The organism is Bacillus alkalicellulosilyticus (assembly GCF_002019795.1).
Taxonomy (GTDB): Bacteria; Bacillota; Bacilli; order Bacillales; family Bacillaceae_F; genus Bacillus_AO; species Bacillus_AO alkalicellulosilyticum.
On the sequence record NZ_KV917381.1, the window covers coordinates 478,427 to 503,049 of the forward strand.

20 protein-coding genes, 20 tRNA genes, 1 rRNA gene and 1 pseudogene are annotated in these 24,623 nt (G+C 38.9%); 37 read left to right on the top strand and 5 right to left on the bottom strand.

Annotation, left to right across the window (positions count from 1 at the left end):
* Nucleotides 1–13 precede the first annotated feature (13 nt).
* The 23 genes from rrf to BK585_RS02470 all read left to right on the top strand — a co-directional run bounded on the left by rrf (nucleotide 14) and on the right by BK585_RS02470 (nucleotide 5,140).
* A 5S ribosomal RNA gene (gene rrf, locus BK585_RS02360) occupies nucleotides 14–129 on the top strand.
* Nucleotides 130–153: 24 nt separating this feature from the next.
* Nucleotides 154–229, top strand: a tRNA-Ala gene (locus BK585_RS02365).
* 11 nt (nucleotides 230–240) lie between these two features.
* A tRNA-Ser gene (locus BK585_RS02370) sits at nucleotides 241–333 on the top strand.
* Between the two features lie 90 nt (nucleotides 334–423).
* Nucleotides 424–500 (top strand) — tRNA-Met (locus BK585_RS02375).
* A 22-nt stretch (nucleotides 501–522) separates the two neighbouring features.
* Nucleotides 523–598, top strand: a tRNA-Asp gene (locus tag BK585_RS02380).
* Between the two features lie 8 nt (nucleotides 599–606).
* Nucleotides 607–682 (top strand) — tRNA-Phe (locus BK585_RS02385).
* Between the two features lie 8 nt (nucleotides 683–690).
* A tRNA-Tyr gene (locus tag BK585_RS02390) sits at nucleotides 691–774 on the top strand.
* 9 nt (nucleotides 775–783) lie between these two features.
* Nucleotides 784–857 (top strand) — tRNA-Trp (locus tag BK585_RS02395).
* Nucleotides 858–870: 13 nt separating this feature from the next.
* A tRNA-His gene (locus BK585_RS02400) sits at nucleotides 871–946 on the top strand.
* A gap of 15 nt (nucleotides 947–961) precedes the next feature.
* A tRNA-Gln gene (locus BK585_RS02405) sits at nucleotides 962–1,036 on the top strand.
* Between the two features lie 4 nt (nucleotides 1,037–1,040).
* Nucleotides 1,041–1,115, top strand: a tRNA-Gly gene (locus tag BK585_RS02410).
* Between the two features lie 42 nt (nucleotides 1,116–1,157).
* Nucleotides 1,158–1,246, top strand: a tRNA-Leu gene (locus tag BK585_RS02415).
* 235 nt (nucleotides 1,247–1,481) lie between these two features.
* Nucleotides 1,482–1,558: transfer RNA gene (locus BK585_RS02420), tRNA-Arg, on the top strand.
* Between the two features lie 19 nt (nucleotides 1,559–1,577).
* Nucleotides 1,578–1,654 (top strand) — tRNA-Pro (locus BK585_RS02425).
* Nucleotides 1,655–1,666: 12 nt separating this feature from the next.
* Nucleotides 1,667–1,743 (top strand) — tRNA-Ile (locus BK585_RS02430).
* A gap of 3 nt (nucleotides 1,744–1,746) precedes the next feature.
* Nucleotides 1,747–1,822, top strand: a tRNA-Asn gene (locus BK585_RS02435).
* Between the two features lie 6 nt (nucleotides 1,823–1,828).
* Nucleotides 1,829–1,903, top strand: a tRNA-Glu gene (locus BK585_RS02440).
* 92 nt (nucleotides 1,904–1,995) lie between these two features.
* A tRNA-Val gene (locus BK585_RS02445) sits at nucleotides 1,996–2,071 on the top strand.
* A gap of 5 nt (nucleotides 2,072–2,076) precedes the next feature.
* Nucleotides 2,077–2,149: transfer RNA gene (locus BK585_RS02450), tRNA-Thr, on the top strand.
* Nucleotides 2,150–2,306: 157 nt separating this feature from the next.
* Nucleotides 2,307–2,382 (top strand) — tRNA-Lys (locus tag BK585_RS02455).
* Between the two features lie 30 nt (nucleotides 2,383–2,412).
* Nucleotides 2,413–2,494 (top strand) — tRNA-Leu (locus BK585_RS02460).
* A gap of 168 nt (nucleotides 2,495–2,662) precedes the next feature.
* The gene (locus BK585_RS02465) at nucleotides 2,663–3,661 is read left to right on the top strand and encodes a LacI family DNA-binding transcriptional regulator (protein WP_078551545.1); all 999 of its coding nucleotides are present in this window, start codon (nucleotides 2,663–2,665) and stop codon (nucleotides 3,659–3,661) included.
* A gap of 129 nt (nucleotides 3,662–3,790) precedes the next feature.
* Nucleotides 3,791–5,140 carry an MATE family efflux transporter gene (locus tag BK585_RS02470; RefSeq protein ID WP_078551546.1) on the top strand — a complete coding sequence of 450 codons (1,350 nt, stop codon included), beginning with the start codon at nucleotides 3,791–3,793 and terminating at the stop codon, nucleotides 5,138–5,140.
* Between the two features lie 200 nt (nucleotides 5,141–5,340).
* Here BK585_RS02470 and BK585_RS02475 read toward each other — a convergent pair whose 3' ends face one another.
* Nucleotides 5,341–5,745: a DUF421 domain-containing protein gene (locus BK585_RS02475; RefSeq protein WP_342744272.1), complete on the bottom strand. Its 405-nt coding sequence runs from the start codon at nucleotides 5,743–5,745 to the stop codon at nucleotides 5,341–5,343.
* 90 nt (nucleotides 5,746–5,835) lie between these two features.
* On the opposite strand from BK585_RS02475, the gene BK585_RS02480 reads away from it, so the two are divergent.
* The gene (locus BK585_RS02480) at nucleotides 5,836–6,459 is read left to right on the top strand and encodes a YczE/YyaS/YitT family protein (RefSeq protein ID WP_170885453.1); all 624 of its coding nucleotides are present in this window, start codon (nucleotides 5,836–5,838) and stop codon (nucleotides 6,457–6,459) included.
* A 160-nt stretch (nucleotides 6,460–6,619) separates the two neighbouring features.
* Here BK585_RS02480 and BK585_RS02485 read toward each other — a convergent pair whose 3' ends face one another.
* Nucleotides 6,620–6,823, bottom strand: a complete 204-nt coding sequence (locus BK585_RS02485) for a cold-shock protein (RefSeq protein WP_078551550.1) — start codon at nucleotides 6,821–6,823, stop codon at nucleotides 6,620–6,622.
* Nucleotides 6,824–7,160: 337 nt separating this feature from the next.
* Here BK585_RS02485 and BK585_RS02490 point away from each other — a divergent pair, with 337 nt between their 5' ends.
* Both BK585_RS02490 and BK585_RS02495 read left to right on the top strand, forming a co-directional pair.
* Entirely contained in the window at nucleotides 7,161–7,961 is an 801-nt protein-coding gene (locus BK585_RS02490) for a YfkD famly protein (protein WP_078551552.1), read from the top strand.
* A gap of 118 nt (nucleotides 7,962–8,079) precedes the next feature.
* Nucleotides 8,080–8,652 carry a hypothetical protein gene (locus tag BK585_RS02495; RefSeq protein ID WP_078551553.1) on the top strand — a complete coding sequence of 191 codons (573 nt, stop codon included), beginning with the start codon at nucleotides 8,080–8,082 and terminating at the stop codon, nucleotides 8,650–8,652.
* Here the strand turns inward: BK585_RS02495 and BK585_RS02500 are convergent.
* Together BK585_RS02500 and yfkAB are read right to left on the bottom strand one after the other, a co-directional pair.
* A complete protein-coding gene (locus BK585_RS02500; protein ID WP_078551555.1) occupies nucleotides 8,645–8,965 on the bottom strand; it encodes a hypothetical protein in 321 nt (106 codons plus the stop codon). The two genes, BK585_RS02495 and BK585_RS02500, sit on opposite strands and share 8 nt — an antisense overlap.
* 654 nt (nucleotides 8,966–9,619) lie before the next feature.
* On the bottom strand, nucleotides 9,620–10,735 hold the full coding sequence (yfkAB, locus tag BK585_RS02505; RefSeq protein WP_078551557.1) for a radical SAM/CxCxxxxC motif protein YfkAB: 1,116 nt from the start codon (nucleotides 10,733–10,735) through the stop codon (nucleotides 9,620–9,622).
* A gap of 154 nt (nucleotides 10,736–10,889) precedes the next feature.
* Here yfkAB and BK585_RS02510 point away from each other — a divergent pair, with 154 nt between their 5' ends.
* The 8 genes from BK585_RS02510 to BK585_RS02545 all read left to right on the top strand — a co-directional run bounded on the left by BK585_RS02510 (nucleotide 10,890) and on the right by BK585_RS02545 (nucleotide 19,473).
* On the top strand, nucleotides 10,890–11,081 hold the full coding sequence (locus BK585_RS02510; RefSeq protein ID WP_078551559.1) for an SE1561 family protein: 192 nt from the start codon (nucleotides 10,890–10,892) through the stop codon (nucleotides 11,079–11,081).
* A 4-nt stretch (nucleotides 11,082–11,085) separates the two neighbouring features.
* Complete coding sequence (locus tag BK585_RS02515; RefSeq protein WP_078551561.1) at nucleotides 11,086–11,706, top strand: histidine phosphatase family protein; 621 nt, start codon at nucleotides 11,086–11,088, stop codon at nucleotides 11,704–11,706.
* Nucleotides 11,707–11,762: 56 nt separating this feature from the next.
* The gene (locus tag BK585_RS02520) at nucleotides 11,763–13,334 is read left to right on the top strand and encodes a fumarate hydratase (protein WP_281248862.1); all 1,572 of its coding nucleotides are present in this window, start codon (nucleotides 11,763–11,765) and stop codon (nucleotides 13,332–13,334) included.
* Between the two features lie 136 nt (nucleotides 13,335–13,470).
* Entirely contained in the window at nucleotides 13,471–15,393 is a 1,923-nt protein-coding gene (locus tag BK585_RS02525) for an IucA/IucC family protein (protein WP_170885454.1), read from the top strand.
* A 294-nt stretch (nucleotides 15,394–15,687) separates the two neighbouring features.
* Nucleotides 15,688–17,760 carry a methyl-accepting chemotaxis protein gene (locus tag BK585_RS24965; RefSeq protein ID WP_078551567.1) on the top strand — a complete coding sequence of 691 codons (2,073 nt, stop codon included), beginning with the start codon at nucleotides 15,688–15,690 and terminating at the stop codon, nucleotides 17,758–17,760.
* A 270-nt stretch (nucleotides 17,761–18,030) separates the two neighbouring features.
* Nucleotides 18,031–18,387: a putative zinc-binding protein gene (locus tag BK585_RS02535; protein WP_078551569.1), complete on the top strand. Its 357-nt coding sequence runs from the start codon at nucleotides 18,031–18,033 to the stop codon at nucleotides 18,385–18,387.
* A gap of 361 nt (nucleotides 18,388–18,748) precedes the next feature.
* On the top strand, nucleotides 18,749–18,985 hold the full coding sequence (locus BK585_RS02540; protein ID WP_078551571.1) for a hypothetical protein: 237 nt from the start codon (nucleotides 18,749–18,751) through the stop codon (nucleotides 18,983–18,985).
* Nucleotides 18,986–19,050: 65 nt separating this feature from the next.
* Nucleotides 19,051–19,473 carry a DUF2500 domain-containing protein gene (locus BK585_RS02545; RefSeq protein ID WP_078551573.1) on the top strand — a complete coding sequence of 141 codons (423 nt, stop codon included), beginning with the start codon at nucleotides 19,051–19,053 and terminating at the stop codon, nucleotides 19,471–19,473.
* A gap of 337 nt (nucleotides 19,474–19,810) precedes the next feature.
* On the opposite strand, the pseudogene BK585_RS02550 reads toward BK585_RS02545, so the two are convergent.
* Nucleotides 19,811–20,224 (bottom strand): annotated as a pseudogene (locus tag BK585_RS02550) (transposase); the annotation flags it as partial.
* A 285-nt stretch (nucleotides 20,225–20,509) separates the two neighbouring features.
* Here BK585_RS02550 and BK585_RS02555 point away from each other — a divergent pair.
* From BK585_RS02555 to BK585_RS02570, 3 genes are all read left to right on the top strand, one after another.
* Nucleotides 20,510–21,994 (top strand): ABC transporter permease, encoded by a 1,485-nt coding sequence (locus tag BK585_RS02555; RefSeq protein ID WP_078551574.1) that lies wholly within the window; start codon nucleotides 20,510–20,512, stop codon nucleotides 21,992–21,994.
* A gap of 1,359 nt (nucleotides 21,995–23,353) precedes the next feature.
* Complete coding sequence (locus tag BK585_RS02565; RefSeq protein ID WP_078551576.1) at nucleotides 23,354–24,085, top strand: class I SAM-dependent methyltransferase; 732 nt, start codon at nucleotides 23,354–23,356, stop codon at nucleotides 24,083–24,085.
* Between the two features lie 15 nt (nucleotides 24,086–24,100).
* Complete coding sequence (locus BK585_RS02570) at nucleotides 24,101–24,529, top strand: hypothetical protein (protein ID WP_078551578.1); 429 nt, start codon at nucleotides 24,101–24,103, stop codon at nucleotides 24,527–24,529.
* The last annotated feature ends 94 nt before the right edge of the window (nucleotides 24,530–24,623 follow it).

Here is a 24,623-nt window from a genome sequence, read left to right on the forward strand (position 1 = left end):
TCAACTAAATAAGTCTAGTGGCGATAGCGAAGAGGTCACACCCGTTCCCATGCCGAACACGGAAGTTAAGCTCTTCAGCGCCGATGGTAGTTGGGGGCTTCCCCCTGTGAGAGTAGGACGTTGCTAGGCTTTTTTAGAAATTAATATTTGTAGGGGGCCTTAGCTCAGCTGGGAGAGCGCCTGCCTTGCACGCAGGAGGTCAGCGGTTCGATCCCGCTAGGCTCCACCATATTTTTATGCGGAGGAATACCCAAGTCCGGCTGAAGGGATCGGTCTTGAAAACCGACAGGCGGGTTAAACCGCGCGGGGGTTCGAATCCCTCTTCCTCCGCCATATTCATACTTCAGCAACTAAGCATTACAAGAAGAGGAAGAGACACAAGCTCTTTGAAGAAATAACATCGTCTATTTACTTTCATACCATCGCGGGGTGGAGCAGTCTGGTAGCTCGTCGGGCTCATAACCCGAAGGTCGTAGGTTCAAATCCTGCCCCCGCAACCAAACATTTTTTTATTTAGCAAGTGGTCCCGTGGTGTAGCGGTTAACATGCCTGCCTGTCACGCAGGAGATCGCCGGTTCGATCCCGGTCGGGACCGCCATTTTTTTTGGCTCGGTAGCTCAGTCGGTAGAGCAATGGACTGAAAATCCATGTGTCGGCGGTTCGATTCCGTCCCGAGCCACCATTTATTCCGGAGGGGTAGCGAAGTGGCTAAACGCGGCGGACTGTAAATCCGCTCCTTAGGGTTCGGCGGTTCGAATCCGTCCCCCTCCACCATTTAACTATAGGGGCATAGTTTAAAGGTAGAACTACGGTCTCCAAAACCGTCAGTGTGGGTTCAATTCCTACTGCCCCTGCCAACAAACAAATATGGCGGCTGTGGCGAAGTGGTTAACGCACCGGATTGTGGCTCCGGCATTCGTGGGTTCGATTCCCATCAGTCGCCCCATAATTATAATTATATTGGGCTATAGCCAAGCGGTAAGGCAACGGACTTTGACTCCGTCATGCGCTGGTTCGAATCCAGCTAGCCCAGCCATTTTGCGGAAGTAGTTCAGTGGTAGAACACCACCTTGCCAAGGTGGGGGTCGCGGGTTCGAATCCCGTCTTCCGCTCCAGATAGGTCTCAAATTTAATACCTATTAGTCTTTTTGTAATATGCCGGGGTGGTGGAATTGGCAGACACACAGGACTTAAAATCCTGCGGTAGGTGACTATCGTGCCGGTTCAAGTCCGGCCCTCGGTACCATATTTACTACACGGTATTAACAACTTGCTAATATGCGACGAGAAAGCATACTTCGAAGCTTTCGCTAGTAGACGCAGGAGCAAATAACTTGGATTTCTTCATCGCAGTTTTGCGACGAGGAAGCTAACTGCGAAGCATCAGCTAGAAGACACAGGAGCACCATATGTTGTTAAGCTTCTACGCAAGTATGCTTTGTGTATATATAGGTACCATAGAAAGTCTTATTTTTTTGTTTGCGCCCGTAGCTCAATTGGATAGAGCGTTTGACTACGGATCAAAAGGTTAGGGGTTCGACTCCTCTCGGGCGCGCCATTTTAATTCAAATTAATGTCGGGAAGTGGCTCAGCTTGGTAGAGCACCTGGTTTGGGACCAGGGGGTCGCAGGTTCAAATCCTGTCTTCCCGACCATTTTATATGTGAGGGCCTATAGCTCAGCTGGTTAGAGCGCACGCCTGATAAGCGTGAGGTCGATGGTTCGAGTCCATTTAGGCCCACCATATTCCACAGTAGCTCAGTTGGTAGAGCAATCGGCTGTTAACCGATCGGTCGCAGGTTCGAGTCCTGCCTGTGGAGCCAAAAGATGGCCCGTTGGTCAAGCGGTTAAGACACCGCCCTTTCACGGCGGTAACACGGGTTCGAATCCCGTACGGGTCACCAATATCACTGAAATTACATTTTCGATATACTTCTTGGAAAATGTGAAGAGGAAGAAACAGGGTTCAACATTGAACTTGCTTCATCAATACTACGGAGGATTAGCTCAGCTGGGAGAGCACCTGCCTTACAAGCAGGGGGTCGGCGGTTCGATCCCGTCATCCTCCACCATATATGCCGGCCTAGCTCAATTGGTAGAGCAACTGACTTGTAATCAGTAGGTTGGGGGTTCAAGTCCTCTGGCCGGCACTCTTGAGTTCCATAATATATCAAGAGCCATTAGCTCAGTTGGTAGAGACGAGCCAGTCATCTATGAGTGAGCCACGAGTTGTCTCGACGCAAGAAACTTCGAAGGTTGGCAAGTAGAGGAAGAGACACAGGATGAGTTACTTCATCAACACATCGAGAGCCATTAGCTCAGTTGGTAGAGCATCTGACTTTTAATCAGAGGGTCGAAGGTTCGAATCCTTCATGGCTCACCATTTTAAGGTATTTTAAGAAAATACCACTACGCGGGTGTGGCGGAATTGGCAGACGCGCTAGACTTAGGATCTAGTGTCTTATGACGTGGGGGTTCGACTCCCTTCACCCGCATTTTAATCTAAAGAGAAGCTGCTATTTATTAGTAGCTTCTTTTGTTTTTCATCCAACAAGAAAAGACCTTTACTTCAAAAAGCATAAACCATACTATATCTGTTGACATAGAAGTCTTATCAACATACGATCGTTGTAATCGATTACGTATGGAAAAGAGGATGAAGAATGGCTACGATTCAAGAAGTGGCAAAGTTAGCTGGCGTTTCAGTGGCTACGGTGTCACGTGTGATAAATAACAATACAACCGTATCCCCAAAGTCTAGAGAAAAAGTGGAAACTGCGATTAAAGAATTAAATTATGAACCCAATTTGCTTGGACGAAATTTAAGATGTTCAGAAAGTCGATTGCTGCTTGTGATAATTCCTTCGATTGACAACCCCTTTTATATTAAGATTATAAACGGGATCGAGGAAGTAGCTAGAAATATGAAATATAGCATTATGCTATGTGCCAATTCTAGCCCTGAACGAGAAAGCCTCTATTTTGACATGCTTAAGCAAAGATTGGCTGATGGGATTATACTGATGGACCCAAGAGTGAATATGGAGAGATTAACGAGTTTATCAGAAAGTTATCCTATTGTACAATGCAGTGAATATATTGCAATCGAAAGCATTCCCTATGTCAGAATTGATAATGAAATAGCCTCATATAATGCGGTTACTCATCTTTTATCTCTAGGTCATACTGACATTGCTTTGATTAATACAGATGATAGGTTTATCTATGCTAAGCATAGAAAACAAGGATATTTACGGGCTTTATCTGAATATGGAATAGAAGTGAATGAAGATTGGTTAATTACTGCGGATAATCATAATTTTGAAGACGGGAAAAAGGCTGTAAAAAAGGTATTGCAGTTAGAAAAAAAACCAACTGCTATTTTTGCTATTTCAGATACTCTTGCAATTGGGGTATTAAAACAAATTCAAGATTCCGGTCTCCGTGTTCCGGATGACATAGCGGTTGTAGGATTTGATGGTATTTCTTTTTCAGAAATGACAAACCCTGCGTTAACGACTGTTTCTCAACCGATGTATCAAATGGGAGTAGAAGCAGCAACAATGCTAATTGAAAAAATTCAGAGTATCCCTGTTACGAGTAGAATTGTTAAGCATGATCTCGTTGTGAGGGAATCGACAATAGGAAAAAAGATTAAGTAGTAAAAGCAGAAGCGTTTGAAAGTGGGAGAGTCATGTATAGTCCTCTAAAAATCCCATTTCTTTATTCTTTTCAATTTCGTTAGATGCCTCTATACTAGATTAATTGGTGTCATCATAAGGGAGTGACAAATGAGCGAAAAGAAGCAGATTGATTTTACAACAGGTCGCATTTCAAGAAAAATGTTGTTATTTTCTTGGCCTATTTTCTTCGCAAATTTACTGCAAACCTCCTATCAATTTATCGATAGTCTTTGGGTTGGAAATTTACTAGGTGCCGGTGCACTTGGAGCAATTTCGATATCAGCTACAGTCATATTTACAATCCTTTCATTTATTATTGGTGTAAACGGTGCAAGTTTGACCATATTATCTCAATACCGTGGAGCAAAGGATGAAGAGGGATTAAAAAAAGCGTTAAATGCCTTTGTCTTTGTATTGGGTACGATGACGTTGGTGCTTAGTCTTGTTGGTTTTCTGTTTGCTGGACCTATCCTATCTTTTTTAGGAACTCCAGATTCAATATATCCGGTGGCGTTATCTTATTTACAGATTAATTTTATCGGCATCTTGTTCTTATTTGGGTATAACTTTATTGGAACAGTGCTTCGCGCGATGGGCGATAGTAAAACTCCAGTACGCTTTGTTCTTATCGCTGTCATTTTAAATACAGTACTAGATCCGCTTTTTATTGCTGGTTTTAATATGGGCATTGAAGGAGCGGCACTAGCTACCATCGTTTCGCAAGGGATTGCTTTTATATATGGCTTGTGGTTTTCAATTCGTAAGGCAGACGTTCCGTTTTCGAAACCACAACTCCCAAGTAAACTTCAATTTATACAGTTGTTTAAATTAGGCCTTCCATCTGGATTGTCGATGATGGCAATTTCCGGTGGTGTGATGGCGATTATGGGAGTTGTGGCTACATTTGGTGAAGAAGTTGTAGCTGGATTTGGTGCAGCTCAGCGAATTGATAGCCTAATTATGCTGCCTGCAATGACATTAGGTTCAGCGGTCAATAGCATGGCCGGACAAAACATAGGAGCGAATCAGTGGCGTAGGGTTTCAGAAATTACAAAGAATGGAATATATTTAATTCTTTCGGTCACTCTCCTAATCAGTACGATTGCTTTTATATGGTCACGATTTTTTATAAGTTTGTTTATAGATGACCCAGAAACGATAGAGTTTGGAGCTTCTTATTTAAGGACCGTTGCGTTTTTCTATCCGTTCCTTGGGATTAATTTTGTCTTAAATGGAATTGTTCGAGCTGCTGGAGCTATGGTTCCCGTCTTAGTTCTGAACATAATTTCATTCTGGTTATTACGCTATCCGCTAACGTATTTATTTGCGAAATGGTACGGTGAGCAAGGCATAGCCTTAGGTATGGGAGTTAGTTTCATTATTAGCAGTTTCATCGCCAGTGGGTATTACCTGTTTGGAAAGTGGCGAAAAAAAGTGGTTATTAATGAAAAAAGCTAAGCTTGATCGGCTCTTGGAGTAATCAGATGTTTTTTGTCCTTAACCTCACGAAATAATGGATCATTCTTTGTTGTAACAATTTGAGGTGGTTTAGGTCCATCTGGAAATGTATTATGAATGTACTCAATAAGGACTTGAATATCTTGCTTAGTAGCAGGTTGTTTTTCTTCCTGTAAGACAAATCCTAATTGGCCACTAGGTTAGATGGTAGCCCATTTTACATCAGCAATCTGTTGAATATTGGCTTGGCGAAGTCGAATTTCAAGCTGGTCATAAGATAGTCTTATCTTTTTTAAGTTATGGTGTTGGGCTATCCCATTTTCAATGATAAGAACGGACTTTCCAGAAAAAAAGGTTTCCACCTTATCATATTTTAGTTGAAGAAGTTCAACAAATACTAGTGTGAGTACTAAAAGTAGAGCAATAACGAATGTAATCCAAATATTACGATTACTGACAGGCTGAATCATAATCGTACCAATTGAAATCATGATGACGGTTTGTGAAACGGTTAATTGAGATATTGATTTTCTTCCACCAATACGGAGAATCACAATTCCAACAAACACAATTAAAACAGCTTTCCATATAAAATGTAAATCCATAACTGTCATCCTCCATCCCAGAGTCTCTTTTCTTAGAGTGATATGGAGAGAGGAAAATTATACAACTACAACAAAGAGAGAGTGAAGAGATTGAATACAAATGTCCGAAGAGGAATTAGTTTTGTGCTTGGCCTATTTATTATTGCATCTGGCGTCTCGTTAACGATAAAAGCTAATATAGGAGTAGGAGGCTGGGATGCGTTTAACGTAGGCTTAGCCAATAAGTTTGGATTAACGGTTGGTACATGGGTAATTATTGTAAGTATTTCATTAATCATCATTAATGCATTATTGCTACGGAAAAGACCAGAATTCGAGTCATTGGTCACTTCCTTTTTAATTGGTTACTTTATTGATTTTTGGTTGCTTCTTGTATTACGACATCTTGAAATTGGGTATTTACCTATGCAAATCGTTGCTTTCTTAATTGGATTAGTCCTTATTTCAATCGGTGCTGCCTCTTATTTACAAGCACGGTTTGCCCCGATTCCTGTAGATGGGTTGATGCTAGCGTTTCGTTCGTTGTTTGGCCTTAGTATAATGATGGCCAAAATGGTGACAGAAATCATCGCCGTCATTCTAGCACTTATCGTAGCAGGGCCAATTGGGTTAGGAACGATTTTAGTCGCGTTTCTAATCGGACCGCTCATTCAATTCTGGTATACCAAAATCGAAAAGATTGTCTATCACCAGGTCGAGAATAACCCAGCTTAAAGAGCGAATCACTGAGGTAAGGTCTAAAGTCAAAATATCAAATGACAAAGGAAACGCAGGGGTTTTCAAATATGAAATCACTTGCGTTTTTTATTGGTCTTAGAGAACATAAAAAAAACAGGCCCTATATAAAGAGCCTGTTAGTATAAACGATTTAAGATTAAGAAGCTTTTTGAACGTTAGCAGCTTGAGCTCCACGAGCACCTTGCTCAACGTCAAACGTTACAGGTTGACCTTCGTCTAATGATTTGAAACCTTCACTTTGGATTGCAGAGAAATGTACGAAAACATCGTCTCCATTTTCACGTTCGATAAAGCCAAAACCTTTTTCTGCATTAAACCATTTTACTGTACCTTTTTCCATTTTTGTTTCCTCCTAGTGCATTACCGCACATTGTATTACTACCCTTGCCCAAAGTGTTTATCAAGACGAAAAGACGATATCAATGTATGCCTTTACACCGAACAAAAATAATTCTTCTATATCATAACAGAAAATAGAAAAAATTGCAATTGATTGGAAAATGATGAAAAGATAAAACCACAAGCAATAGAAAAAAGCTATGCTATACAAAAAGGTAAAGGTGTAATTAGTGTAATTAATTGTGGGGAAATGAAAAATATAAAGAGAAAAGTGGATATTTTTTTCAAACTTCGAAAAAAATAAGAGTACAATGTTATGAATTTTGAGGAGGTACAGAATGAAAAAGGTATCCATTAGCTTTTTTATCTTTTTATTGTTTTTCCTGCCACTCCAAGGCTTTGCTGAGGAGGATATAAAGAAAGAAAAGAAAAACGAGATTCCGGATTTTGTCCTAAGTATTTCAAAAGAAAATACGTATCCTAACCCAACACAGGACTTACCTTACTTACAACCTAGTGAGTTGACACAAGGATTGTTGGATTCAGCTAATGAAAAAATTGAAAACCCAGAGCTTATACGAATATTGAATGAATCGACAATAAGCTTAGCAAAGACAGCGCCACTGTTTAGAGCAAACATCTATTTAGGGGAGTGGCCGCTTTCTTACAAATCGAACGAAACTAATGTAAACTGGGAATATAAGCAAATCAATACGAACTTTTTAGATAACAGAGGTGGCAAAGCACCAAAGCAGTTATCCTTTAATCAAGAGCAACAAAAGAAAGTAACAGGTGGCTTAACCGCTGAGCTACCACATAGCGATGAAGTCAAAAAAATGATGATGATTAAAGCAGCTGAGAACACAGGATTACCACTTGCCTTTGAAACGAACATTGGCTATGGGACAAAAAAGGACAGAGTCTATAATGTACAACCTAAGAACGTAGGTTACTTATATGCCTATGTCCCAGCGGCCAATGAAAAAGGACAAGTGACTTACGGTGAAGTATATTTAACCGTTAAGTTCGGTAAGATTAAGCTAGAAGTTAAAAACGTAACGCAACAAGGAATAGGAGCATGGGTACCTGTTCAAGATTACCTTGCTTTTAAATTCAATTCAGCAAATCATCCTAGATAATTAAATGACAGAAGGCTTTCTATCTGAAAAGGTAGAGGGTCTCTTTTTGTGTGGGATAGAAGGATTTTAATTCTTAATAGGAGAATTAACACAAGATGTTAAAGGAGAGAGCGCACGTATGAAATTCCTATCAGGAAAAAAGATTCTATTTTTTAGTTTAACCATACTAGCAGTTGTGTTTATAGTTAAGTATGACCAAATAGCAAAACAGGAAGAACGGATTTACGAGATACTTGCTGAGAATGGTTTCAAACAAATTCTTCATCAGGAAGAAACGAAGAATGGGGTTGTCGTGTTTTATATACCGGATATCAAAACAGACAATGACCATGAAACCGTATCAGACCTAAGCGCCATCTATATTGAAAGAACATGGTTTGGTTGGAAAGGAACTATCGACAGAGGGGGATATTCCACAAGTGTAGACCGTGCAATCACGAGTCAGTATTTAGGTCGCTCAGGTAAATCCAAGAACTCGCCTTTTCCACTTCTATTTGGGGAGATTCATCAGCCTGAGATTTCAACGATACAAGTCGTAAACAAGGGAAATGAGAGGATAGATGAAGCTAAAGTGATAACAACGGACAATAATACGATATGGTTTTTATTTATAGATGAGAATATACGTGAAATAAGTATTCAAGGTCTAGATGTAAATGGCAACTTGATAAAAGAAGCAGGGGTTAACTAGTAAAAAGAAGTAGAGAGTTTACTATCCCGTATTTAAGACCCGTTAAGTTATTGCTAATACCTTGAAATATAAAGATTAAAATAATGACAGTCATTACATGTAGTCCAATTTTAACTATGCTTTTAATGAGCGTTTTTACTGTAAAAGGAAAAAATGAAAATAATAATTGAAATAAGACAACGAATATAAACCAAAGTGAAAAAAATGTTGTACTTAAACTAGAGTGTAATGCCATGACAACGCTAAAATAAGCAGTCACCATACTATTTATAATAAATATTAGTACGTTGTATGTGTTAATATACTGTTTCATAATTCTCCTCGTTAATAGTCAGATAAGTGATACTTTATTATATAATAAAAATTGGATTGTACTAGTTAAAGGAATAAGTATTTAGTTTAAGTAATACATACAAACATTAAGGGAAATATCTGGTATAAAAATTGATGATGATTTTATCTATTAATAGATGCCTTTTAAATATAACTAAGCAAATCATCCAAGACAAAACAATTAAAAAAGCGACTTCTTTATTCAGACAAAGATGGTCGTTTTTTTTGTGTGGATGAAGAACGCTTTTGAGTATGAGATTATGGAAAAGGTCGTTCATAATGGAGATGAAGGCCCCAAGGGATAAGGACCAATAGAGAAAGGTCGTTCATAGAGGAGATGAAGGCCCAAAGGAAGAAGGAATCCGAGGAAAAGGTCGTTCATAGTGGAGATGAAGGCCCGAAGGAAGAAGGACCCCGAGGAAAAGGAAGTTCATAGGGGAGATGAAGGCCCAAAGGTAGAAGAAATCCAGGAGAAAGGTCGTTCATAGGGGAGATGAAGGCCCAAAGGAAGAAGGAACCTCAGGAAAAAGTCGTTCATAGAAGAGATGAAACCTCAAAAGAAGAATGTACCAACTAAAACATCACCATTCCAAAGATAAAAGACGCACTGGATGGTTTCCAATGCGTCTTTTATTTATATCCTTGATTTTCTTGTTATAAAATCGATATCCTGATAATATGCGTCCTTCACTAAGATGTTAGGTCCTAAGCATTGTACAGCTGGGCAGTGACAGCTTAAGCTTTGTGCTAGAGTAGAAGTACTCCATTTTTCATAAGCAGAAAGAAGTGTGTTCTCTTGAATGTTACCAAGGGATGGGGCATCACCAAAGTCGGTGACAATGATACTTCCATCAAAGATATTGACATTCAATCGACTTCTGCCATCAGGATCATTTCTGACCGTGACATTCTTTTCTTGATATAGACGAGTAAGAAGCTTACGGTCGTCCTCATGATCGCTACAAGCATAAAATGGAAGTGTACCAAACAACATCCATATGTTTGGATCACGATTATCAAGTAGGCGATTAATTCCCTCTCTGATTTCCTCTAATGATGCAACTTCTAATGTACTTGCAAAGTCACTTGGGTACATAGGATGCACTTCGTGTCGTTGACATCCCATTTCAACAATTTGTTGATGAATTTTTTCTAAGTGTGGCAATGTCCTTTTATTAATCATGGTTTCCGCTGATACAATGACACCAGCCTTTGTTAACGCCTTCGCATTTTCGACCATACGATAAAAATAGGCAGCTCGTTGCTCATACGTTGGTTTTTTCTCCATAACCGCAAATCCAATATCAACAAAATCATCAACGCTACCATAGTTATGAGAAATATGAAGGACATCAAGGTACGGGACTATTTTTTCATAGCGCCCTAAATCTAATGTTAAATTTGAATTTATTTGTGTACGAACGCCTCTTTCATGGGCATACTTCAAAAGGGGAACGACATAATTGTCGACCGACTTCAATGAAAGCATCGGTTCCCCACCAGTAATGCTAAGTGCGCGTAGTTGTGGAACCTCATCTAACCGTTTTAGCAGTAAATCAAGCGGGAGTGCATGTGGGTCCTTCGGCTGTAACGTATAGCCAACGGCACAGTGCTCACAACGCATATTGCAAATTGTTGTTGTGGTAAATTCCACATTCGTTAGAGTAGGCTTTCCATATTCTTTTATATCAAGATAAGCTTCCCATGGATCATGAGAAGGGGTAATCGGCTGTAACTTATTCTTAATCAACGTGAAAGACTCCTTTTTAACAAGGTGTTATACGTCCTTTATCATAACGCACTTTTCCGTTTTGAAAAAGAGAAACATTCTGGGTAAAGGCCTAACGCTTGAGCTCTTTTTCAATTTTTGTTACATTAACGAAGAACATGAAAGGAGTTTTACAATGGGTGGAGCAATTCATGGCAAGAAAGAACAAATGGATTATTTGAATAACCGTATTACAATGGTGTTGAATGTCTTAGATGCCATTGACCCTGAAGAAGCAGGCGTTGATGAAATCGACCGTATCATAGATATGTTAGATGAACTTGAATTTAAGTGTAAACAATTTCGTAATTCATGGTCGGAGGAGTGATAACATGCGTCTATACCTCGTTCGTCACGGCGAATCACTTGGCAATGTTCAGGGAATCATTCAAGGTCAGGCTGATTTCCCTCTTTCCCCTCTCGGACAAATTCAAGTCCAACAGCTCGGCAAGCATTTTCAGTCCATTCCTTTTGATTACATATACAGTAGCGATTTAACAAGAGCACAAGAAACTGCACAAGCTATAGCAAGCAACCGGGAGAAAACCATTCATCCTTGGGAGAAGGTTCGTGAAATCTTTTTAGGCCCTCTACAAGGCAAAACGCAACAAGAAATTTTTACTGAATATCCCGAACTCGAAGACCGTGCGTTACTTACGTCAGGGATAGCGGGAACGGAAACCGTTGAGGACATTACAAGCCGTTGTGCGTATGTATGGGACCAAATGACAAAGGCACATCAAGATAATGATGTGGTCATCGTATCCCATGGTGGTTTTATTAGTATTTTTATCATGTATCTTATGTTAGGTAATGATTGGCATCTTCATCACCGTCCGTTTCATATTGGCAATACAGGTATCACCTTAATTGAAGCAAAAGCGGGAAGAAAGCCGGTATTCCACTATATTAACGATACGAGTCACATTCGTACTGAGGAACAAATCTCGTAATCTAGGCATTTATAAAGGTCTTTCGAATCAGCTTAAATGGGCGTATAATAAAACCTATGAGTCAAAAGAAAAAAGGAGTGGAGAGAGTGGAAAAGTTAGTTGAAAGCATGTACAACCTTGTTGTAGAAACATCTACGAATCTACCATATGACGTTCGAAAAGCAGTAGCAGCAGCGAAAGCAAAGGAAAATGCAGGAACGCGTGCAGCTCTTTCTCTAGGAACGATTACAGATAATATTCAAATGGCAGATGAAAAAGTATCACCGATTTGCCAAGATACAGGAATGCCAACATTTGAAATTAAAGTACCAGTTGGTGTCAATCAAATTACATTTAAAAAAGCGATATATGAAGCAATTGAAAAAGCGACAAAAGATGGAAAGCTTCGTCCGAACTCTGTTGATTCGTTAACAGGGGCAAACAGCGGGAACAATCTTGGAGATGGAACGCCTGTTATTCACTTTGAACAATGGGAAGAAGAGTATATCGATGCACGCTTAATTTTAAAAGGTGGCGGCTGTGAGAACAAAAACATTCAGTACAGCTTACCAGCTGAGCTTGAAGGTCTTGGCAGAGCAGGTCGTGATTTGGATGGTATCCGTAAATGTATTATGCACTCAGTTTACCAAGCACAAGGGCAAGGCTGTAGTGCCGGCTTTATCGGTGTAGGTATCGGCGGAGACCGTTCAGCAAGTTACCTTCTTGCCAAAGAACAGCTTTTCCGCACAGTGGATGATGTAAACGATAATCCAGACCTTGCGAAGCTAGAAGACTATGTCATGGAAAACGCCAATAAGCTTGGAATTGGTACAATGGGCTTTGGTGGCGAAGCGACGTTACTAGGCTGTAAAATCGGAGCGATGCACCGCTTACCAGCTAGCTTCTTCGTCTCCGTAGCATATAACTGCTGGGCTTTCCGTCGCTTAGGTGTTCATATTGATCCATCTACAGGTGACATTACAAACTGGTTATATAAAGATGGCGAGAAAATTGATTTTGCTAAAGTCGAAGAAGAAGTTGCTGCGGCTGCAGAAGAGAAGCAAGATGTTCGTGAAGTTGTCCTTCAAGCACCAATTACAGAAGAGCAAATTCGTGAGCTTCGTGTCGGAGACGTTGTAATCTTAAACGGCATGCTTCATACAGGACGCGATGCGATTCACCATCATTTAATGGACCATGACGCACCAATCGACTTAAACGGTCAAGTCATTTATCACTGTGGGCCAGTTATGTTAAAAGATGAAGCGGGCGAATGGCATGTAAAAGCAGCGGGACCAACAACAAGTATTCGTGAGGAACCATACCAAGGTGACATTATGAAAAAATTTGGAATCCGTGCAGTCATCGGAAAAGGTGGAATGGGACCAAAAACGTTGAAAGCACTTGAAGAGCATGGTGGCGTGTACTTAAATGCGATTGGTGGAGCAGCCCAGTATTACGCGAAATGTATTAAAAAAGTTCAAGGTGTCGACCTGATGGAATTTGGTGTTCCAGAAGCGATGTGGCATTTGGAAGTAGAAGGCTTTGCGGCCATCGTCACGATGGATTCACACGGAAACAGCTTGCATGCTGACGTTGATAAATCCTCACTTGAAAAATTAGCTGAATTTAAAGAACGAGTATTTTAATACTAAAAACAAAACGGTGTTAGTTCCTTACCTAGGGGCTAACACCGTTTTTAAATGTTCAGTTTTTAGTCTAAGACTAGTCATGGCCATATATTATATAATGAAGAAAAGGATAGTGAGGGACCGGAGGGAATACATGATAACCGACATTCAGTTAGATAAAGAAGAGAAAAAGGTGGATGCCTTTATAAAACATAAGTATCCAGAGCTGCATCGTACATATAACGAAGTCCTTCCAACGGCTCGATTTATGATTATGGAAAGGCTTGTCAATGCGTTGTTACGTGAGGGCTTTACAGATAGAGACGATGTCTTAAGACAGCTGAATGACAACGGGTACATTGAGCTTTCGGTTGAAGATGGAATAATTCACATCCCGATTGCACGTACATATAGCTATAACCGCTTTGAATTAAAAGGTACTGTCTCCTGGGAGAATTCTATCAATTCGTCTATAGAAATTACTCACCCAAGGGATTTAGTCAATCAATTAGAGCGCTACTTTACAAAACAAGGAGAGCCTTATCCAAATGCGACAGCTTTTTTAGAAGAACTGTCTAACAGCGTTGCCAACATGGGCCTCGTTCTTTTATTTCAAAAAATGATGCAGAATGAATGGAAGGAAAAAAGCCGTCGATATAATTGGCAAACAACAATAGAGCTTGTACAGGACTTGGCAAAGCAAGATGAACTGTTTGATCCAACGCTGTTCTTTGAACAGTTGTGTGTGACGGGCCATCAGCTTCATCCAGGAACAAAGGCGAAAACAGGATTAAGCTATGAAGAATTGGTTCAATACTCAGGAGAATTTGGTAACGTCATTCATTTGAACTTTGTTGCTATCCACAAGGACGTTTGTTATCACAATCCTATACTACATACAGATACATTCCATTCATTTTGGTTTGCGGAATATCCTGAACTAGAACAGGCATTTTTAAAGTGTTGTGAACACCCGAAAGAGTATATGATTGTTCCTGTCCACCCTTGGCAGTACGAACATACATTGAAAGAGCTTTACCCAAATGAAATCGAAAACAAAGACATTCTGTTTATCCCCTATTCCATTGAAGCCATACCAACGTTATCTGTTCGTACTGTTGGCTTACGAACAAAAGAAAAGAAGTATCATATTAAGCTACCGATTAATATCCAAATGACAAGTGCTGTGCGGACTATCTCGCCAAACTCGATTCATAATGGACCCGAGTTGTCGCAGATAGCAAAAGTCATTTTAGTAAAAGAAAGTGAGCTGTCGCAACACTTCCACGTCATTGGAGAAGACAGTGGGCTTCGTTTTATTTCGAAGCTCGAACATGACAACAATGCTTTTCATCGAAATAAAAATTTATCAATGTTACTGAGAAAGAACCCAACCTCACTGTTAGAAGAAGGTGAGGTAGCGATGGTAGCTTGTGCGCTGTACAATGAAGCTCCATTGTCTGAGCAACTGCTTTTATATGAAATGATTGAACACTATAATCAACGAGTTCAATCCTTTACAGAAGAAGAATCGGTCCTCGATTTTTTTACAAAATATATAGCTGTTCTTCTTTCAGGTGTTCTTCCGTTTATGACTCGTTATGGCATCGGGTTAGAAGCGCACTTGCAAAATACGTTGGTTGTTTTTCGAGACTATGAACCTGTTAAAGTTATCGTTCGAGACCTCGGTGGAGTTCGGGTAAATACAACGCGACTAGAAAAGCAAGGCATTAAAGGTCGCTTTTATCCTGGTTCCGCAACGATAGGCACGGAAGATTCGGAAATGCAAAACAAGGTCATCCACACCGTCTTTCAAAGTCAAATCGGCGAATTAACGATGCATCTAGCTAGACGTTATTCTGTAACAGAAGAAGAGCTATGGGAAAAAGTGAAAACGATTTGTCTAGCTATTTTCTCTAAACTAAAAGAGGATGATACGATAGCTAAAGAAGTCGATAAGGACATGAGTATTCTCCTTGGAGAGACGGTCAAAACAAAAGCATTAACTAGGATGAGATTAACGAATGATGTGACAGATTATGCATATATAAGCGTACCCAACCCTCTTTGTAGGTAAGAATGAGAGCAAAGAGGAACTTGCAATAGCTTCACTCGCTACTGCGTAGAGGGTGTGATAAAGGGGGAAAATGCCTTTTGTCACACTCTCTTTTTTTTGCTTTAGAACAGCATATGTAACTTAAATTTCAAACTTCTAAATAATGGAATGTATAAAAAGAGGTTTGAACTTAATCGTTTTGGGATATATATAGATAGGACAATAGTCACATTGCTAAAGAACTACTGATTATTGGGTGAACTCCAATAGTTTTCCTACAAAAAACATAGTGAGAGAGAAAGAGGTAGCAACATCATGAAGTGGAACAATTTAAAAATCAGAAGTAAAATTTTAGTGTTAGTATTTATTGTATCTTTTCTTCCCTTAGTAGGAATTAGTTTTCTACTATACAGTGGAGCAAAGGAAAACCTAACCCAAGAGGTTCTAGATGGAAATATTGCTTTTCTTGAATTAACTACTGCAAAACTCAACAATTATTTCAGAGAACGTGGTGGAGATGGACAGGTATTTGCTGCATCAATGTATGATAAAATAAACAATCTCCATACTCTTGATAAAAACAGTGCGGAGTGGAGAGAACAGTATAACGAAATTCAAGCGATTGGCGATATGGCTCTTGAAGCCTATGAATTTACGAATATATACATTACCGATAACAAAGGTGAAGTGACCTTTGCTACCATTGAAAAAGGGGTGGAAGGGGCTGACATCTCAAGTCGTGATTACTTTGCGGCTGCTTCACAAGGAGAACAGTATTGGTCAGAGATGTTTTACTCTGATTTATATAACACGAATGTAAAGGTGTTATCGACTCCTGTCTTTGCAAACGGTAGTTCAGGTCCATTTATTGGTACTTTTAATATACTGCTAGATTATAAAGCAATATCAGCTCTAGTTCATAATGAGATCCATCGAATTGGGGTTACCGGAGATGCTTATTTAATTAATGAAGATGGCTTATTATATACAGACACGAGATTAGGAGAATATACGGAAAACAGTGCTCTGAACGTAACGATTGATACAAAAGCGATAAATGTATTACGAGAACCAATTATTAATCGAGATTTAAGCTTTGAGTACGCAGGTGTATATCCTGATTATATTGACAATGATGTGTTAGGCGCGGTGGGAACCGTTTTAATTGGAGACCAAGTTCTTGGTTTGGTGATTGAAGTAGATGCAGATGAAGCATTAGCGGCATTAACAAGATTGCGCACATTCGTCATTATTACAGCTGTTGCTACTGTCATCGTCAGTCTACTTCTTGCGATATTAATCGCAGTGAAAATGAGTAATCAACTAAATTATTTAAGAGATGAGTTGAATGACTTAGCTTCCAACGGTGGAGACTTAACGAAAACAATAGATATTATTAGCAAGGATGAAATTGGTGATTTAGCTGCGGCTACAAATAAATTCATTGGCAATGTTCGAGATATTGTCAGTAATGTTATGGATAATTCTGAATATGCAGCGGCCTCATCCCAGCAACTTAATGTAAGTGCTGAAGAAATTGAAATGGTATCAAGTCAAATTGCGTCTACTATCCAAGAAGTGTCTGACGGGGCGCAAAAGCAAAATGACTTAGCGATGGCGACACTCGCTCTTGTTGAACATTCGATGGATGATGTGAATGCTGGACAAGAAAAAGTAACACAAACGGTAACAAACGCAGAAACATCAACCCTTGTAGCTAAAAAAGGGGAACAAGCCATTATTGAGGCCATTCAACAAACAGAAGAAATGAAGAAGACGGTACAATCGGCCTCTCAATCGGTAGCGACCCTTGGAAAGCAATCACAAGAAATTGGTAGTATTATTACGATTATCACAAACATTGCAGAGCAAACGAACTTACTTGCTTTAAATGCTGCAATCGAAGCAGCTCGAGCAGGTGAACACGGGAAAGGGTTTGCGGTTGTAGCTGATGAGGTACGAAAGCTTGCAGAACAGTCAAGTCATTCATCTAAACAAATTACAGACTTAATAAGTAACATTCAAGAAGAAACAACGATGTCGGTACAATTAATGGACGAAAACTTAGTTGCCGTCGAACGACAAGTGACGTTAATAGGTAAAGGTGGAGAATCTCTTAAATCTATCGTCAAGCAAGCAGAAGAAACAGAGCTAGATGCCAAAGCGACGACAGAGATTTTTGAAAGATTACGAGCCAACACAATAAAAGTACTTGAAGCCACTCAAGAGGTATCTTCGATCATTGAAGAAACCGCAGCGTCTGCTCAAGAAGTAGCAGCTGGAGCTGAAGAACAAGCAGCTACAGTTGAAGAAATCACGGCAAGTACTACAGAATTAGTGAAAATGGCAGAAAAACTAAACGATGAAGTGAAAAAATTTACAGTGTAACAAGAGGGTGAGACAAAAGGTTGTATTTTACCTTTTGTCTCACCCTTAAAGCAATGTGCGAAACCGCCACTATCTTTAAAAATCCCTTTGTGAGTGGGTTTCTCACAAAGGGATTTGTGGCGAGTGAAGCCAGTGCAGATGTTTTAGCTAGTTCTGTCCCAGCCCCTTTTTTCTTATGTAGAAGTGATATCGCTCACTGACGAAAGAAGAGTGTTGGATTAAAGTGGTACTAATCATTCTCATACTATTCTGGTAAAGGGGGCTTACAACATGACAAAAACAAAGTTTCCACTTGTATATTCTTGCTCAGGGTGTTCCTCAGCAGCCCAAACCGCCAATCAAATTGCGATAAAGATGGACCGTGAGAAGGTCGCGGAAATGTCATGCATCGCAGGAGTCGGGGGTGATGTCAAACCGCTTGTTAAGGTAGCTCAATCAGGTCGTCCGATAATCGCCATTGATGGATGTCCACTCGCTTGTAGCAAAAGCTGCTTAGCAAGGCACGATGTGGAGCCAACTTATTACTTTGATTTATCAGGTTTTTCAGTGCCGAAACGAAAAGGTGAAGACCCAAATCCAGTATTACTCGAAAGTGCCTATCAAAAAATAGTAGAGTCTATGGGTTGAGGTTGAGTCTAGCGTAAGGGATACAGAAGACGCTATTTTAGTCATTTGGTTGGTTTTTATAGACCTTTCGAACACACGATCCCTTATTTTGCATATTACCACTGATTTTTACGTCTTTTTAGCTAAATAAGTGCATCTGAGTCCGTTAGCGTTGAGAAATAGCCGATTTTAAGAAAATAAGGTATCCTATGTCCTTAAGAAAAGAAAACAAAAGAAAGGCAGCCGAATTCAGACAGACCGGTTGCCTTTTTAGGCTTCCTTCGCATAGTTTCTCAGCCACGTGGTGAGCAAGAAGGAAAAGTACAACACTCTATGGAATACTTCAATAGATATTGCTTGGTTACAGAGGAGGAACGCATCAGTGGAAGAGGAACATGAAAAAGAGGAAAAAACTTCAAAAGAAACCCACAGCCACTCTGAGAAAAAGTGGAGAATAGTAGATGCTATTTTTTCTGGTGGTTTCTTCGGGTTATTTTATGATAGTGAAAAAGCAAGGAAAGAGAAGGATGATAAAAAATATAAAGAGCTTCTGTACGGAGCGATACTAGGAATTGTTGGTTGTGGCATTTTATTTCTTATCATTTATTTGAATCTGTAAGAGGGTGAAACGAATTTCAATATGCCTCGTATTTTTAGTAATACCATTTGAGGGGAGTGTTCTACATGGCAGATCCATTTGCACAAGGAGACATGATGTTTCAGATTGTCCCAGTTTTTATCGGCATCGTAGCAGTCGTTGTTATTGGTACTATTCTATATTCTGTATTTAGCGCAATGAAACAATATCAAAAAAACGAGCAGTCTCCTAAACTGAGCGTACCGGCTATCATTAAAACGAAACGAACGGATTTCAGAAGAAGTACTAGCACAGATATGAATCACCATCAAGAGAATCAACACTTCCCATCCTCGACAACAAGTACGCATACGAGATACTTTGTAACCTTTGAGTTTGAGAGTGGCGACCGTTCAGAGTTTAATGTAACTGGTAACGAGTATGGAATGTTATCAGAAGGAGATATAGGCATGTTAACATTTCAAGGAACTAGGTATCTAGGGTTTGAGAGAAAAAAACATATCGGATGATGTACTAAGCCACCAGAAAACGGTGGTTTTCTATTTATTATAAAATTTTTTTATTTCTTGTAACGAAATCAAAAAAAATCGGATATATGACAGAAGGAGGAAAGGCATTGGACAATATATCTGAAATCTATCAAAAGTATGCAAATGATGTATTTAAGTTCCTCCAGGAGGGAATGCATAGGGGACGGTGACGATAATTGAAAGTATTTTTTAAGTTGATTTTGTTCCCTCTTCAACTATCATCTATTACTGCTCTTTTAGTATATGCTATCTATTGTTTTTTATCATATTGGTTTTGGTGGGAGGGTTATCATACCTGAGTGTTTACCATTTGTTATCTATGATTGCCTTCTTTTGCTTTGGTACATGATGAACGGAATGGGCAATCCGAGCAGTCTTCACACTCGTAGATTTTAAACTTCCGTTGGTAGCCTGAACGGTGATTACGGGTAGAATGATTCTGAAACTCAAGTCGTTTCTGATTAGGACATATAAAGGTATCTGTTTCTTCTTCATACAGCCAGTTGTCAGTATTAAATGTGTTTTGTTTGTACTTCTTCTTTTGTTCTTTCAGATACATGTTATACGTATTCAGTGCTTCTCGCTTTCGATTCAAAAGGGTGCCATTAAAACTTTGTTCACTACCGTAACCGGCATCTGCGACAATGTGTTTAGGTAACTCAAAATAGCGTTGCTCAATCTCATCTAAAAATGGAATTAACGTAAGTGAATCTGTTGGATTCGAAATGATTTTTAGCATCATGCGCGGATGATAGGAAGGTCAGCCCTCATTTCGTAGCCGGTGAAATGTTACGTGTCGTATATTTCACCGGCTTTTTCATGTTTGAGGAGGGGTTTTGTCACAATCGCCTTTATTTTGATTGGCGCACTTAGTAATTTCTATATTTTGTAAACCTAAAAAAATTTGGTTGATAATATTTATTATGTAGTAATATACTAAAATTAGTAGAATTATAGAATATTTTGTAAAAAATAACACCTGAAAAATCTATATTTGAATATGAGGAGGACAGTAATGAATTTTTTTATGCGTGGGTTATTGAGTATTATAAGGAAAAAAGGGAAGTCTATTATTCTGTTTGCTATAATCTTTATTTTAGGGAATCTAATCGCTGGAGCCATATCAATTCAACAGGCTACCAATATTGTTGAAGGAACCGTTAAAGAAAGACTAGGAACGGCTGCTATAATAGTATGGGATAGTTTAAAGTATGACGAGTATTTTAATAGCTTAAGTGATGAAGAGATGATGAATTTTGATTATGATCCCGAAAATATAGGAGTGGACTTAATTAAACAAGTTGGTGAACTAAAATATGTTAAGTATTACGACTATACTACACGAACTTCTATAGCATCTAATCAACTGGAAAGTGTAAAAGATGAAATGAATGATTCCAACTATTCCGTTGAAGGCTACGATATGGATTTTCGTTTAAAAGGAACAAATTATGCACCCATCTTAGACTTTGAAGAGGGAAAAAGTCAGTTAGTCGACGGTCGGGTATTTACACAAGAAGAACTTGAAAATGATTCTACAGTTGCAGTCATTTCCAAGAAATTAGCAGAAACCAATAATCTACATGTCGGGGACTCATTGGTTCTGACAACTCTAGTAACTCGAGTAACGGACTTCTTTACAGGAGAACAAGAAATATATTCTTCTCGTGACATTGTATTAGAAGTGATTGGAATATTTGAACCAATGAATATAAGCCCAGAGAACGCAAGAAGTGACAGGATGTGGTATTTTCTGGATACTGAGCTTCAAAATACAATTTATGTATCAAATGGAATCGTATCAAGTGAGACTAGATACGGTATAGAAAAAATGATGGAGTTGGACAAGGACTACGCAGAAATGATGGGAGACAGGGAATACGAAGATTATTTCGAGCCTATGTTCATTCTGAATTCAACAGACGACGTAGAAGCATTTAAAGAAGAAGTAATGCCCCTTTTGCCAAAATTTTACTCGGTAAAAACTGCAACTGACCAGTATGACAATATTTCTGGACCTATTAAGTCGATGACTAAGTTTTCAGGCTATGTTCTTATAGTTTCTATCATCTCCTCTATCTTAATTATTGGATTAGTGGTTCTCTTATTCTTACGAGATAGAAAGCGTGAACTTGGAATTTACTTATCACTTGGTGAAAGTCGAGGTCGAGTGGTGGGGCAGATTCTAATTGAGGTTATGATTATTGCTCTTATTGGAATTGCAATGTCATTGTTTACCGGACATTTGTTAGCTAGTGGTGTTTCAGATACATTAATGAAAAATAACACAGGCAGTCAATCGAATGATGAATTCTACTATTATAATGAAATTTTTCACACAGATCTATCAAATACGGATGTGTTGGATACGTACCAAGTTAGCTTGAGCTTTACGTATATTTTATTGTTTTTAGGAGTAGGGCTAGCAACCGTGTTATTATCTACCATTGTCCCACTAATTTATATCGTAAGACTAAATCCAAAGAAAATCTTAATGTAATAGAGAGGTGAATAAGATGATTTTAGAGGCAAAAAACGTATACTATTATTACCAAGGTGGTGAGAGTCGTCGATATATTTTAAAAGATATAAATGCAACATTTTAAAAGGGAAATTTCTATACAATTTTAGGACAATCAGGTTCTGGAAAAACGTCTTTCCATGCTTTACTAAGTCATGGGATGACGATAATGACGTTGAACTACCCATGAGGATATAGATCAAGAACCAAAATAAAAAGAAACCTTAATTATAACTACCTACAGCTGTAGGTTAGAATGTAAATAAGGTTTTTTGATAGTTGAAAGGTGATTAGTTAGTCCATTACTTTTCCAATAGTTTTGTTTCTGCTCGGTAATAAGTTACTCTTGCCCAGTTTTTCGTTTTTCCTTGAATGTCACCGATTTCCTTAAAACTAAGATCTACTAGAGTTCGTAGCAGCAACACTTCTTTATAGCGATCCTATAATTTGTGAACCAACCGATACATCGTCATTTTATCTTCGTTATACATGAAAATGAAAGTAGACTCTAGTGTACTTGGGTGCTCTTTTTCAGTTACTGCCCTTAGATTTGATTGATTTTCTTTTCGACGCTTATCTATATATTTATAGTAGGAGTGTTTTGCTATTTGACATAACCACACTGAAATTATGCATTTACCGTTATAGCGGTGAATCGATTTCACAACTTGTAGAACGTTTCTTGTGTAAGTTCTTCTGATATATCTGAATCATGACAGAGGCACATTGCACCCCTAGTGAAATATGTTGGTTGTTGTTGATTATTGATGTTCTATACTTAAGATATCTGCTAACTATAAAACCAGAATGGAGCATAGCATAGTAAAAGGTACGTAACATCTTGAGCTTAGCCTTCATTGTTGGGGAAAGAAGAGGAAAGGAACCAGCAGATGTCACGTAGCTGCAATTTTATAGTCATCGTCCTTACTCCTCGCCAATATTTCTTATTTTTTGAAATGGCTTCCTTGCTTCTAATCTAGTAATCTTGTCTTTTTCTTTATCCAATAGAACTTTCCGCTCCATCGTCTCCAAAGTAGTTTTACATTGTGGGTAAGTTTGAAGATGTAACTGGATATTACTGATTTCGAGAGGAAGTAGTGTAACTTCTGCAAATGGTTATAGACACTATCAATATCAAATTGAAGACGATACTGTTTACCTTTATTTGAAATATAATAGAATAGTAGGGAAAAAAGCTCCTAGGGGAGACTTTACTATTAATATTACCGATGATTTTTCAAAGGTAAACCAGGTCTACCTGGAAGGAATACATCCCAGTCAAAGTAAACTAGTTTGGGAGCGATAACACATATAACTTGAGAATGAGGTGAAAACAAAATGAAACAAAATAAATATGATGACTCCCAGTTCTTTGCAGCTTACGAAAAAATGCCACGATCAACGAAAGGACTCGAAGGAGCAGGAGAGTGGTATGTCTTTAAGGAACTTATCCCAAACTTGCAAAATAAGAATGTACTTGACTTAGGCTGTGGGTTTGGCTGGCATTGCCGCTATGCAAGGGAACAACAAGCTAGTTTAGTTATCGGTGTGGATATCTCGATGAAAATGATAGAACGCGCACGCCAACAAACATCTGACCCTTTCATCACGTATGTAAATATTCCGATTGAAGAGATATCCTTTGAGGAAGCACAGTTTGATGTTGTAATCAGTTCATTGGCGTTTCACTACATTCAATCATTTCAAGATATTGTCCAAAAGGTCTATACCTTTCTTAAGCCTGGAGGAAGATTTGTATTTTCTGTTGAGCACCCGATTTTCACTTGTCAAAACAATCAAGATTGGTACTATGACGAACAGGGCAAGCGTCTTCACTGGGCAGTTGATCACTATCAGGAAGAGGGGACACGGCATACTAATTTTTTAACAGACAATGTCGTGAAATATCATAGAACCGTATCTACGTATATGAATGATTTAATAAGAGCTGGCTTTACGATAACGGCTGTAAGAGAACCTAAGCCTTCTGTTGAAATGGTCGAAAGTGTTCCTGAGATGGAAGATGAAAATCGAAGACCGATGTTTTTACTCATTTCAGCACAAAAATAACTTGGGGGGACTGTTATGCATCCTACAGAATGGATAGAGTTAGTGACAGTCGGAGTCAGTATTTTAGTAGTAGTCCTTATATCTATCTTATTAAAAGGGAGAAAGAAGAAAATTTGCTGGACCATTGCTGTACTCATTTTAGTGTCATATAGCGTATTTTTTGTAGCACGCCCATATATGATTGACTTTACCATTGCTAAAAAAGTAGAGTTGCTAGAGCCATATCTAGAACAACAGTATCCCCATGAGAACTGGACGATTACAACGGTACCACATCGTACGAGTGGTCATAAACATCGTAATCCCTATTATATTGGGGTTATCTTTGATAGTGAGCCAAATGTCACGTATCACTATTGGATAGAAAATAGTAATGAAATCTATCAAATTGCGTATTCAACTGATAAAAGCCTAGAGGATTTACAGGATTACGAAGAAAACTAAAAGTACCCAAGGTGATATTTTCGTACTAGGAAATACTACTCATAAAATAGTTGGAATTGCAAATTAATATGGTAGAATAAAAGAATAGAATATA

Excerpts from the sequence above, each read along its gene's own strand:
- BK585_RS02515 (WP_078551561.1), top strand. The coding sequence starts at position 11,086 with ATGCGTCTATACCTCGTTCGTCACGGCGAATCACTTGGCAATGTTCAG.
- BK585_RS02485 (WP_078551550.1), bottom strand. The coding sequence starts at position 6,823 with ATGGAAAAAGGTACAGTAAAATGGTTTAATGCAGAAAAAGGTTTTGGC.
- BK585_RS02570 (WP_078551578.1), top strand. The coding sequence starts at position 24,101 with ATGCATCCTACAGAATGGATAGAGTTAGTGACAGTCGGAGTCAGTATT.
- BK585_RS02555 (WP_078551574.1), top strand. The coding sequence starts at position 20,510 with ATGAATTTTTTTATGCGTGGGTTATTGAGTATTATAAGGAAAAAAGGG.
- BK585_RS02565 (WP_078551576.1), top strand. The coding sequence starts at position 23,354 with ATGAAACAAAATAAATATGATGACTCCCAGTTCTTTGCAGCTTACGAA.
- BK585_RS02495 (WP_078551553.1), top strand. The coding sequence starts at position 8,080 with ATGAAATTCCTATCAGGAAAAAAGATTCTATTTTTTAGTTTAACCATA.
- BK585_RS02470 (WP_078551546.1), top strand. The coding sequence starts at position 3,791 with ATGAGCGAAAAGAAGCAGATTGATTTTACAACAGGTCGCATTTCAAGA.
- BK585_RS02500 (WP_078551555.1), bottom strand. The coding sequence starts at position 8,965 with ATGAAACAGTATATTAACACATACAACGTACTAATATTTATTATAAAT.
- BK585_RS02490 (WP_078551552.1), top strand. The coding sequence starts at position 7,161 with ATGAAAAAGGTATCCATTAGCTTTTTTATCTTTTTATTGTTTTTCCTG.
- BK585_RS02525 (WP_170885454.1), top strand. The coding sequence starts at position 13,471 with ATGATAACCGACATTCAGTTAGATAAAGAAGAGAAAAAGGTGGATGCC.
- BK585_RS24965 (WP_078551567.1), top strand. The coding sequence starts at position 15,688 with ATGAAGTGGAACAATTTAAAAATCAGAAGTAAAATTTTAGTGTTAGTA.
- BK585_RS02535 (WP_078551569.1), top strand. The coding sequence starts at position 18,031 with ATGACAAAAACAAAGTTTCCACTTGTATATTCTTGCTCAGGGTGTTCC.
- BK585_RS02520 (WP_281248862.1), top strand. The coding sequence starts at position 11,763 with ATGAGTCAAAAGAAAAAAGGAGTGGAGAGAGTGGAAAAGTTAGTTGAA.
- BK585_RS02545 (WP_078551573.1), top strand. The coding sequence starts at position 19,051 with ATGGCAGATCCATTTGCACAAGGAGACATGATGTTTCAGATTGTCCCA.
- BK585_RS02510 (WP_078551559.1), top strand. The coding sequence starts at position 10,890 with ATGGGTGGAGCAATTCATGGCAAGAAAGAACAAATGGATTATTTGAAT.
- BK585_RS02465 (WP_078551545.1), top strand. The coding sequence starts at position 2,663 with ATGGCTACGATTCAAGAAGTGGCAAAGTTAGCTGGCGTTTCAGTGGCT.
- BK585_RS02475 (WP_342744272.1), bottom strand. The coding sequence starts at position 5,745 with ATGGATTTACATTTTATATGGAAAGCTGTTTTAATTGTGTTTGTTGGA.